Raw genomic sequence first — 11,093 nt, 5'->3', positions numbered from 1 at the left:
CGTTTGCACGCCCGTCCTGCTAGCTGCGAAAACGCCGATTACGGCGCGAGTGTTCGGCTAACAATGAAAATCAACCGGCTTCGGGCGCAGGATCAGAGACATCCACCGAGTGTGCCGTTTGGGCGGAAGCGTCCGAAGGCACTTTGCCCTCGGAGGAGAGCTTCCTTTCAGCAGAAGCAGCAGTCGCGTTACGCCCTTTTCCTCGCGCGGAATTGCCTGCCGCGGCGCGACTTTCCGCCGCGGCGCGGTCCCCTGCCGTAGCGCGGCTTTCCGCCGTGCGGTCGAGCACCGCCGCGCGATCGCGAGCGGCGGCATCCGCGCGGTAAGCTTCCCAACCCCGCTCGCTCGGATGGTAGAAGCAGCCGCGCTCCAGGCCATCAGGAAGGTAGCGCTGATCGACCCATCCTTCGGGGTAGTCGTGGGGATATTTATAGGTTCCGTAGTTCTCTGAGCCCGGACGATGCCTATCGCGCAGGTAATCGGGCACCTTGCGCGCAGGCCCCCGTCGAACCTCGGCGAGCGCCGCGTCGATTCCCGCCTCCGCGGCGTTGCTCTTCGGGGCGAGCGCTAGGTATATCGCCGCTTGCGCCAGGTTGATGCGACATTCCGGGTAGCCGATGACCTCGGCGGACTTGAACGCGGCTTCGGCAATGAGAAATGCTTGTGGGTCGGCGTTGCCCACGTCCTCCGAAGCCTGGATCATCATGCGGCGCGCGATGAACTTCGGGTCCTCCCCACCGTCGATCATGCGCGCGAGCCAATAGAGCGCGGCGTCGGGGTCGCTCCCACGCATCGACTTGATGAACGCGGAGATGACGTCGTAGTGCATGTCCTTGTTCTTGTCGTAGGCGAGTGCGCGGTGGGGCGTTGCGCGGCGCACGACATCGACGCTGATGAGAGCAGGCTTTTTGGGAGTACCGGGCGCCACCATCTGCGAGGCGAGCTCGAGCGTGGTAAGCGAGGCGCGCCCGTCGCCCCCGGCGAGCAGCACGATAGCCGAAAGGGCGTCGTCGGCAAGCGCATAGCGCCCGGCGAGCCCGCGTTCGTCAGCGAGCGCACGGCGAACAAGCTGCGCGATTTCCCCATCGGTGAGCGAGTGGAGCTCGACCACGCGGGAACGGCTGATGAGCGCTGAGTTCACTTCGAAGAACGGGTTTTCCGTGGTGGCTCCCACCAGCACGAGCACGCGGTTTTCGACCGCATGGAGCAGTGCGTCTTGCTGACTGCGGTTGAAGCGGTGGATCTCGTCGACGAACAGGATGGTTCGAAGGCCCTGCATCGTCAGGCGCTTTTCCGCGGCACTAATCTCGCGGCGCAGGTCGGACACGGTGCCGCCGATGGCAGACACTTCCACAAAGGTTGCCCTCGTGTGCTCGGCGATGACGTGCGCGAGCGAGGTCTTTCCCGTGCCCGCGGGCCCAAAGAGGATGACCGAGCTTAGGCTGTCGCCCTCAATGGCGCTGCGCAGCCAGCTGCCGGGGCCGACCGCATCGGTCTGTCCCACGACCTCGTCGAGCGTGCGAGGGCGCATGCGCACCGCAAGCGGCGCCACTTCCGCGCGGCGCTCGTTTTCCATTGCTGTGAATAAGGTTTCCATGCCGCGTATCATATCATGCGAACGTTTGTTTGCCCAGAGGCGAAGGGGTGGAAAAGAAATGGCCCGCCGGAAAGGGAGGTCCGGCGGGCCCAAGGAGGGGATTAGACGGTCGGGGTTAGGACCGCCTGCTGCTTTCGAAAGAAGGCAACTGCAGGGTTCTCGAAGGAGGGGGGACCTTCTCACCTGCTGCTTGCAGTATAACAACCACCCTTGAACCCCTTATGTTCGACACGTGGGCATCTTATGAATCAACCAGGGCTTTTGTTACGAGTTCGTTTCTTTTAGCGGCTCCGAGACAATCCGCTCCCTTTGCTTGCCACCCTCGTTTACCTTATCAACAGGTTCGTCTTCTCGTTTGATTGCGTTTTGCCGTACGAGTTTGTCAACTATCACCTCGCCGACCTTTGCGGCGGCATCGTTTTCCCCGCTTACGTAAATGTCTTGACCAGGATTGTTTCAGGCAGAGAGATTATTTGCGGCCTGGGGTCTTCCCTCCTTCTCTCGGCATTGTGCGCAGTATGTTGGGAAGTCTTAGCTTCGTGCGTCCTGCATTTCGGCACCGCAGATCCCATCGACGCCCTCATGTACTTCCTCGGCGGGCTTGTCTACCTCGCTTTCTACAAGATTCTCCCGAGAGAAGGAGCAGTGGCCTAGCCGCGCGCCTGGGAAGCTTGCGCGACACAACGGCGACAATCCTGCCCATACCCCCTGGGAATTCGCGCGCGACACTTTTCGAGAGGGTCCTGCCAGAAATCGGGTGGTTTTCATCAACAGGAAGCCCTCGGAGGGCGTTTCCCCGCCCCTTGCGGCGGGCGGGCGCAAGCGGCGAGAAGAGTAAGGCCAGGTCAGCGGACTTTGCTTTGCGGGCGGCTTTCTCCTCCTCGCTCGAATTCTTCCCGAGATGATGAAAACCGCCCGATTTCTGGCAGGTCTCCCCCTCGAAAATGACAAGATTGAAAATTCAAGCTTGAAAAGACCGCCTTTTCTCAGGGAGGCCACGCGCCCGCGAGCGCTTGCCCCTTCTCAGGAAAGCCACCCTTGCTTGCGGGCGATTTGCCCCGCCTGGGAAGATCGCCGCCGTTTACGGACACTTACCATCACTTGAAAAGGTACGCCCGCGGACGCTTGCCCGCGCCCGTAGACGCACCCCACCAGGGAAGGCTATCGCCGCCCGCGAACGCTTACCCTTGCTTGCGCTCGAAGAGCACGTTGTTGGTGTGCAGCCAGCTCTCGACTGTGCCGGTGTCGAAGCCGTCTTCGGGATCGATCACGAGCGCGTACATCTCCTCCTCGCGCAGCACCTCGTCGAGCGCGTCGGTCAGCTGGATTTCGCCGCCCACGCCAGGCTTCACGTCGGCCAGAAGTTCCATGACGCGCGGGCTCAGCAGATAGCGGCCGAACACGGCCAGGTTCGAGGGCGCGTCCTCAAGCGCCGGCTTCTCCACGAGCGAATCGACCTTCCACACATCGTCGGAGAGCTTCTCACCAGCGATGATCCCGAAGCGATGCACCTGGTCATCGGGCACGGGCATGACTGCGATCACGCTCGCCCCGCCGTGCTCGTCCGACACCTTCTGCATCGCGGGCAGCATCTGGTTGTCGGGCACGATCACGTCGCCTAGAAGCACGTAGAACGGCTCGCCCGCCGTCTTCTCGTGCGCGCACCAGATGGCATGCCCCAGCCCGAGCGGCTCCTCCTGGTACACGTAGCTCACGTTGTAGTTGCCCACGCGCTCCACCTCGTCGGCGTAAGCGTCCTTGCCGCGCGCGCGCAGCGTGGCGACCAGGTCGGGGTCAGGCGTGAAATGATCCTCGATCGCCTTCTTGGAGCGGCTGTTCACAATGACGACCTCGTCGGCCTTCGACGCCAAGCCCTCCTCCACCACGTACTGGATGACGGGGCGGTCGACCACGAGCAGCATCTCTTTCGGCTGCGCCTTCGTGGCGGGAAGGAAGCGCGTGCCCAAACCGGCAGCGGGAATAAGTGCCTTCATAGGAAACCTTTCTTCGCGAGGCAACATACAAGGAAAGCGCCCGCTCGGCGCTTTCTGGAAACTCACGGGACAGATTGTAGCACGCGGCAATTGCGCCGCCCGCGACGTCGTCGAACGCAACCCGAAGGCCACAAAGCCCAAACGTGGACCGGCCCGCTCCCCCGCCTTAGAGGAAGGGAAGCGGGCCGGGAATTAGCCGAAGCAGCTCGCCGGGCTCTTCTAGCCCCTCATCGCTTCAACATTCAGGATAATCTTCGCCATCTGCGCGCGGCTCGCGCTGTCGTGCGGGCAAAGCGACCTGGTGCCGTCATGGTTGTCGACGCCCGAGATCACACCGTTGGCAAGCGCCCACTTGATTGCGCTCGTCGCGAAATCGGAGACATCGGCCCAGTCGGTGATCCCTTCCTCGCTCGGCTCGGCGTCGACCCCAGAGAGGCCGCAGCTCTTGGCATAGCGCATCATGACGACGGCAAGCTCCTCGCGCGTAATCTCGCGGTTGGGCTGCATCTCGCCCTTGCCATCGACACCTGTGAGGATGCCGTTAGCGTAGGCCCAGTTCATAGCCTTCGTGTAGAAGGCGCCACTTTCCACGTCGGGGAAGGGCGTCTTGTTGACGGAGTTCGCATCCGACGAGTTGTCGGTATCCGACAGGGAGCCCGTTGGGCACGCGCGGTACAGAATGGTTGCAACCTGCGCTCGCGTCAGGGCATCATTGGGACCGAAGTACCCGGTCGGCGTGCCGTCGGCATTCTTGTAGCCGGTCAGGTAGCCGTACTTCGCCGCCTCGTACACGTAATCGGTATACCATTCGGAACCGTTGCGCGGCACGTCGATGAACTCGGAAACGTCATAGGTCGGGCGCGCGATTTCGAACGTCGCCGTCGCTTTGCCCTCGTAGCGACCGATGCCGGCAGCGGTGATGGTCGCCGTGCCTAGGGTCTCGTTGTCAACGATGGACATCACATAGTCGATGCTCTGGACGAGCAGCGTATCGCCCAGCACGAGGTTCACCACCGGAATGACCGGCTGACCCCTGTACACGTAGCTCGCAGCAAGCCCGACGAATTTCGCGCCGCTCATGTCAATCTTGCCCTCGGAGGGATCGGGCTCGACTTCGTTCGACTTCACCATAAACGTCTTCTCGACGGTGCCACGGTAATCGCCCATGCCGGTGAGCACCACGCGACCCGTGCCGGGAGCGTCGTTGCCCTCCACGATGTAGGTGTAGTCGGTGCCCTCGGTCAGCTTCACGCGACCCTGGTAATAGGCGCGCGGCTCGATCACGATCGGCTCGCCCTCGTAGACGTAGGACGATTTCACGTTGTAAATAGCAACATTGGCCATGTCGTAGCAAATCTTGAACGACACGGGAAGGAGCCCGACGTAGTCGCCGATTCCCTTGACGAGCGCCGTGGCCTCGCCCACCTTCACGTTGTGAGAATAGGTGACCGTGTAGTCTTTGCCCAGCTCAAGCGTCTTCTCACCATCGCGAATAGTCAGAAGCGGCTCAAGGGCATCGCCGGTGTACATCTGATCGGCGACGGGATCGGCCGTGCAGTTGCGGATCGACGAGGTGTTGTCGTTGTTGAAGTTCTTGATCGCGTACTCGACGGCCGCCGCAGCGTCGATCGCGCCATGGCTTCCGCTCACAACGCCGTTGTAGTCGGGCTTGGTTCGGTCGATCGACCCCTTCACCGACGTCGCGGTCTCGTACACCGCTGTCTTTGCCTCGTCAACCGACAGCGAGGGCTCCACGCTCCAAAGAAGCGCAAAGATGCCCGCCACCAGGGGAGACGCCATCGACGTGCCGCTCAGGAAATAATAGGAGCTCTTGGAGTTGTTGTAAGTCGAGTAGATGTTCACGCCCGGCGCGGAGATGTCTTTGAACTCGTTGTAGTCGGACCATTTGACATTGCCGCCGTTCTTATCGAGCGCCGTCACGGAAACGCACGCGTCGAAATCGGAAGGATACGACGCATCGGTGAGTGGGTTGCCCCAGTCGTCGCCATTGCCGCCAGCCGCCACGGTGACGATGTCGTAATCGCTGGCGGCCTTGTTGATGAGAGACTCGAACAGCTTGTCGCCCTCATCGAGCCCGTAGCCGCCGAGGCTCATGTTGATCACATGGAGCCCCTCAACCTTGCCCTGGGACACGAGGTCGAACAGGTACTCGTACGCCTCGGCGAGCGTCGAAGTCTCGCAGCCAGGATCGTTCGAGTCGTCGAAGACCTTGATGGGAAGCACGCGCGCATTGAACGAAGCGCCCGCGATGCCCTTGACATTGTTCGCCTCCGCGGCAACGATGCCGGCAACGTGCGTGCCGTGTCCGTGAACGTCGCCGTTCGGGTTGTTGGAGCTCGTGATGGTCCCGCGCTCCGTGCGGTTGTAGGCATCCCACATGTTATCGGTATCGAGATTTGCCGCAAGGTCCTCGTGGTTCACGTAGGCGCCCGTGTCGAGCACGGCCACGGTGACCGTTCCCTCAGCACGCGCGACGTCCCATGCGTTAAGGACGTTCGAGCCGTTGCTCGCGGAATCCTTCAGGTAGTACTGGCGCGACAGGCCCTCGTCGTTAGTCGTGGTCGCGAGCGGCTCGATGGCCGACTCCCCCGACGTCCCGGCCGACGTCCCAGTGGACAGGGACTCGTCGCTGGGCACGCTGTCAATCAGCTTGTAGGTGTAGTTCTTCTGCGCATAGCTCACGTAAGGCAAGCGGGAAACCGCCTCGATTGCCTGGTCAACCGTGCGATCGGAGGAAACTTCCGCCTTCAGCACCGTACCGATTTTGCCATCATCGATGACGACCTCGCTCGACTCGACGCCCGCCGAGCGCAGCGACTGGACCGAGTCGGTCGTGAAGCCCTCGACGCTCAAACCCGAACGCGCGGTCTTCGCCTCGTCAAGAACGACGAGAATCTCGCCGCCACCTTCCCCCGCGGCGACTTCATCTGCGAAAGCAGTTGCCTGCGCCGGGAAAACCGGGAGCAAGCCCACCGCGAGCACTGCCGATACCGCAAGGCTTACAACGCCCCTGGCGCGCTCCGCCAACGATAATCTCATGCGTGTTCTCCTGTTCACTCATCTGAATCGTCTCGCACGGGCGAGCCCCGCCCCGAAAAGACGGAGCCCGCCCGATGTATCTCATTGCCGCAAGAACCGATTATACGGTTCCTTCCCTGAGCTTTTGGTTCTCAGCTCCTAAAACTTGCTGTCTATCAGCAGCTTGTATGTCGTCACCAGCACCTTTGCCGCCTCGACGCGAGCGGTCTCGCCCTCTGGGTTGATCGTGAACGTGCCGTCGTGATTGTCGTAACCACCGAGGACGCCCTTCGCGGAGGTCCACGTCATGGCGTCGAGCGCCCAGTCGGCGATACTCGCAGCGTCGGTCTTGTCGGCAAGCGCCGAGGAATCTCGCAAAAAGCAACGGGGACAAGGCGGGATGAAGCACCCGACCCCTGCCACAGCAGCTCCCTAGGCTTCCATCTCGCGGAAAAGCGACATGAGATCCTTTTGGGAGTGAACCCCCGCCTTCTTGTAAATGCTGTAGATATGGCTTTTCACCGTGGCGGTTCCAACGGAAAGCTCCTCGGCAATCGGTCGCGCCGTCTTGCCAGCGAGAAGCGGCACCAGAATCTCGCCCTCACGCTGGGAAAGTTTGTACTTGCCGCAAAAACGTTTGCACAGCGAATCCATTGTCGAGGCGGAACGCGCCTCTTCAGCGCTCACTGACGTGATCTCGCTCGGCACAAGCGAGATATAGGGGGATGAGGCGAATTTCGAATAGTAGGCGTTCAGCTGCGCAAACAGCCTCTTTACCACAGGGCTTTCCATCACATCGCGCTTGGCGACGAATCCAACTTCGAGATAGTACGGCTCCTTCATCGGCACGACGACCGTCCCCTGTGCGCCGCTATCAACGATATGATGGAACGCAGGAACAACCGTGATCGCCTGCCCCTTTTGGACAACCTGATAGCGAAAAAGGCTATCCGCCGTCACCATGTAAATCGATGCCTTGCCGAACACCTTCTCGCACACGCGCTGGATGTCGCCGCCCGAAACAATGAGCGGGTACGACAGGATATCCGACTTGCTCAAAGAGGTCTTGCCCGCGAGGTCAGAGCCCGCGGGAACCATAACCTCGTCGTAGCTCTCAAGATACGGTTGGAACGCGAATCCCCTCGCGTACAATCGCTCGAGCAACTCCGAGTTGCGCTCCGTGTCCGTGCTGAAAAGGCACAGCAAGCCTAACGCAAGGGCATCTTGCTGCGCCTCATCGGCGGCAAGAAGGGAATCGGCTATCTCTTCGTTGTCGCACTGGAAGAAGCGCGCGCTGGCGAACGCTTCCTCGATGCTGTCCGTCAAAGGCGAAAAAAGCGCCGCATCGAAGGCGATGTTGTTTAGATAGAGAAGAAGGAGATCGCTCGTGCCGTTTTCCAAATCGCTCGACTGAATCCTCGCAACGCGCGCCTTCATCTCCTGCTCAAGCGCGAGAATCTCCTTGGCGTCATCGAGAAGGGCCTCGCCGAAACGCGTCAGGGCCATACCGTTGGGCTTCTTAGAGAAAAGCGTGCACCCCAGCTCCGATTCGAGGACGGAGATCGAGCGGCTCATTCCCTGCGGGGAAATGAAATCAGCGGCAGCGGCGGCCCCGATCGACCCCTTTTCCGCAACGTCAACGAAATGCTTCAAGTACGTTGTCTGCATAGCTCCCCCTCAGATAAAACCCCTAACGGCCATCATACTATGAAAGCAGATGCGAGCGACAAAAACGGGTCAGGGCGCAGCTCGCATCCGAACTGCGCCCTTAATCCAGATTAGGTTGAAGCAACCCGGGTCAAATCAGACCGACCCGTTGGAATGCCAAGGCAGATTGGGAAAGCCAAGCTCTGGCCAAGCCAGTCAGCCAAGGTTTCTCGAATCGCTAGGCGAGGCCCATCAAAGCTGCCGTCGCAGGAGTGAGCGTGACCGTGATGATCACCATCACCAAGCTCGGCGCCCAACCAACTTTCACCATGTCACCGAAGGAGAAGTACTTGCGGTTGCTGGAGTAGGACAAAAGCGGCACGCCATCGAGCGGAAGCATAAGAGCGATTGCCGACCACCAAGCCACCATCGCGCAGGTTGCGGCAATCGAGCCGCCCATTCCGCCGATGATCGTCGCGAACGGCACGGCGATCAAGCCGGCGCACGCGGGACCTGCGGGAATAACGTTGTGCAGGATGCAGCCGATCACGGACAGGACGATCATGGTCACCACGAGCGGCCATGCAGCCATCGGCGCCATCACGGTACCCACGACCCATTCCATAGCGCCCGTGATGGAAAGCGCCGCCACGAGAACGTTCACAGCCATCATGAGCAGCATCATGCCCCAAGGGCTGTCGGTCAGGAAGTCGTCGAAGCGGATGGCCTCGATGCCGGGGAAGAACATGAAGCCGAGGGCGATAAGGCTCACGACCGTGATGTTGATCTCGGGAATCCAGGAGCTTGCAATCCACACGACAAGCGTGATCAGCATGACAGCGATGCCACCGACCTCATGGCGAGGAAGTTTCGGCAGCTCCTCGGCGCGCTTGACGCCGGAATCAACTGCGCTTTGGGAGAGCGCTTCGGGCTTGAAGATCTTGATGAGCGCGAACCAACCCGCAGGGATGGTGATGACTGCCAGGGGCACACCGAACGCCATCCACTGGATGAAGCTGATGGACACGCCGAAGTTCTGCTCGATGAGCGTCATGGCAAGCACGTTGATGATGCAGCCTGAAGGCGTCATGGCACCGCCGATTGCCGCCGCCCACGGAATGCCAATAGCGATGCATTTCGCGAACGCCGACTTACCGCCGGTGGGCGTGTTGTTCGCATCGAGCACGCCGTAGGCAATCGGAAGCATAACAGCGCACAGGGGCAGGTTGTCCATGAGCGTCGAGATCAGCGCCGTGACCACCATGAAGCCGAGCAGCACGCGGGAAGAGTTCGTACCCGCCCACTTCAAGATCATACCCGTCAGGCGCGTCGCGATGGACGAGCGGCCAACGAAGCACGCGAACGCGAAGCAGCACAGGTAGAAGATGATCGCGTTGTTAATCGACGCCGACCACGTTTGGTCGGGTGTCAGTATCCCGAGCAATGGCAGCAAGCCGACCATTGCCCAGCCGGTAATCGCGATCGGCATGACCTCGGTGACCCAGAAAATGATGGACACGAGGAAGATGACGAGAGCGAGTTTCCCCTGGCCAGTAAGGCCATCGGGCGTTGGAGCAACAGCCACTAGCCCGATAACGATCAACCCAACAAGCACGATCAGGAAACGAACGAGAGCGCTTTTCTGCTTCATCGCGCACCGCCTCCCATCGTTTGCGAAGCCCAAGTAACCCCTTTGCACATAACAATCCTCCTTGTTTAACCGATTGGTTTTACGCCAGCGATTTCATGAACACGTCGTCGAACACGACATCGTCTGCAGTGGTATCGGCATCGAGGTTCGCAGGCTCATAGCCCTCGGCGTCGATGCTCACCTTGCAGCGAGATTTCGCCGAACCCTCGTACTTGAAGTCACCGAACTCGTCGGTTTCAAGCTCGGCAACCTGGTTGCCCGACTCGTCGACGATCTGCACCTTCGCGCCGATGAGAACCTCGTTCGCCTCGCGATCGGCGACCGTTCCGGCGATAAAGCGCTCAGCAGGACGATTGACGTAGAGCACATGCGACCCTTTGCCTTCAAGCGCCTCGGCGACCTGCGCATCATCGAGCTCGTCGGCGAAGTCTTCCACATCGCCATAGCGCAAAGCACCCGTTGCGCACGCATCGACGCAGCGCGGAGCCTCCCAGCCATCGTCGAGCAGATGCGCGCAGCCCGTGCACTTTTGCGGCAGGTCGAGCGCCTCGTTGTAGTAGATCATCCCAAGTGGGCACGCATCGACCAGCTCGCGATGGCCGCGGGCCTTCTCGGGATCGATGAGGACGATGCCGTCCTCGCGGCGATATACCGACCCGTCGGAGACGGCGTTCATGCACTCGGCGTTATCGCACATGCCGCAAAACGTCGGCGTGTAATCGACCGAGACCACGGGCACCCGTCCGCGCTCCTTCTGATCGACCTTGCACCAAAACTGCCCCGTCATGGGCTGCGGCGCGGCGATCGGGCGCCAGTCGTTGTCGCAATGTTCGTCCTTGCATGCAATCTGGCAGTTGAAACACCCGTTGCAGCGGTCCAGATCGACAATGATCGATTTCATATGGTTCACTCCCCCATCCTCTTACTGAGCCACGATGTAATCGCGCACGTCAGCGCCGTATTCCGGCTGGTAATTGCTGCGACCGAAGGCTTCGGGATACTTCTTGGCAAGCTCGAACACATCGACCTTCTTCACGCCTGCCAAGTAACCGCTCGTAACCTCGCCGCTCGCATTCTTCGACGTGGTGTGCGTCGGGCAGATAAGGTTGATGTCGCCGCCGCGGTCAAGGCCGCCGATCCCGGCAACAATAACGTCGCTGTTGGC

At 60.7% G+C, this 11,093-nt stretch carries 7 protein-coding genes and 1 pseudogene; all 8 read right to left on the bottom strand.

Features of this window, described 5'->3' with window-relative positions:
• Positions 1-295 precede the first annotated feature (295 nt).
• A pseudogene (locus Q0G18_RS07600) lies at positions 296-1,597 on the bottom strand (replication-associated recombination protein A); the annotation flags it as partial.
• Positions 1,598-2,778: 1,181 nt separating this feature from the next.
• Positions 2,779-3,591 carry a UTP--glucose-1-phosphate uridylyltransferase gene (locus Q0G18_RS07595; protein ID WP_296060296.1) on the bottom strand — a complete coding sequence of 271 codons (813 nt, stop codon included), beginning with the start codon at positions 3,589-3,591 and terminating at the stop codon, positions 2,779-2,781.
• A 219-nt stretch (positions 3,592-3,810) separates the two neighbouring features.
• Positions 3,811-6,651: a S8 family serine peptidase gene (locus Q0G18_RS07590; RefSeq protein ID WP_297151546.1), complete on the bottom strand. Its 2,841-nt coding sequence runs from the start codon at positions 6,649-6,651 to the stop codon at positions 3,811-3,813.
• A 138-nt stretch (positions 6,652-6,789) separates the two neighbouring features.
• A complete protein-coding gene (locus Q0G18_RS07585) occupies positions 6,790-7,053 on the bottom strand; it encodes a hypothetical protein (protein ID WP_297151543.1) in 264 nt (87 codons plus the stop codon).
• A gap of 9 nt (positions 7,054-7,062) precedes the next feature.
• Positions 7,063-8,298 carry a LysR family transcriptional regulator gene (locus Q0G18_RS07580; protein ID WP_297151540.1) on the bottom strand — a complete coding sequence of 412 codons (1,236 nt, stop codon included), beginning with the start codon at positions 8,296-8,298 and terminating at the stop codon, positions 7,063-7,065.
• A 217-nt stretch (positions 8,299-8,515) separates the two neighbouring features.
• Positions 8,516-9,928 carry an SLC13 family permease gene (locus tag Q0G18_RS07575; protein ID WP_297151537.1) on the bottom strand — a complete coding sequence of 471 codons (1,413 nt, stop codon included), beginning with the start codon at positions 9,926-9,928 and terminating at the stop codon, positions 8,516-8,518.
• A 79-nt stretch (positions 9,929-10,007) separates the two neighbouring features.
• Positions 10,008-10,829 carry a 4Fe-4S dicluster domain-containing protein gene (locus tag Q0G18_RS07570; protein ID WP_297151553.1) on the bottom strand — a complete coding sequence of 274 codons (822 nt, stop codon included), beginning with the start codon at positions 10,827-10,829 and terminating at the stop codon, positions 10,008-10,010.
• Between the two features lie 21 nt (positions 10,830-10,850).
• Positions 10,851-11,093 (bottom strand): hypothetical protein (locus tag Q0G18_RS07565; RefSeq protein WP_297151534.1); only part of this gene is annotated, 243 nt, incomplete at its 5' end.

It is taken from the genome of uncultured Ellagibacter sp. (genome assembly GCF_934636505.1).
GTDB lineage: Bacteria > Actinomycetota > Coriobacteriia > Coriobacteriales > Eggerthellaceae > Ellagibacter.
The sequence above is the reverse complement of the archived record's forward strand: the minus strand, read 5'-3'. Positions and strand labels throughout refer to the sequence as shown.

Bases quoted from the DNA above. Each gene is read 5' to 3' on its own strand.
- Q0G18_RS07595 (WP_296060296.1), bottom strand. From the start codon at position 3,591: ATGAAGGCACTTATTCCCGCTGCCGGTTTGGGCACGCGCTTCCTTCCC.
- Q0G18_RS07590 (WP_297151546.1), bottom strand. From the start codon at position 6,651: ATGAGATTATCGTTGGCGGAGCGCGCCAGGGGCGTTGTAAGCCTTGCG.
- Q0G18_RS07580 (WP_297151540.1), bottom strand. From the start codon at position 8,298: ATGCAGACAACGTACTTGAAGCATTTCGTTGACGTTGCGGAAAAGGGG.
- Q0G18_RS07575 (WP_297151537.1), bottom strand. From the start codon at position 9,928: ATGAAGCAGAAAAGCGCTCTCGTTCGTTTCCTGATCGTGCTTGTTGGG.
- Q0G18_RS07570 (WP_297151553.1), bottom strand. From the start codon at position 10,829: ATGAAATCGATCATTGTCGATCTGGACCGCTGCAACGGGTGTTTCAAC.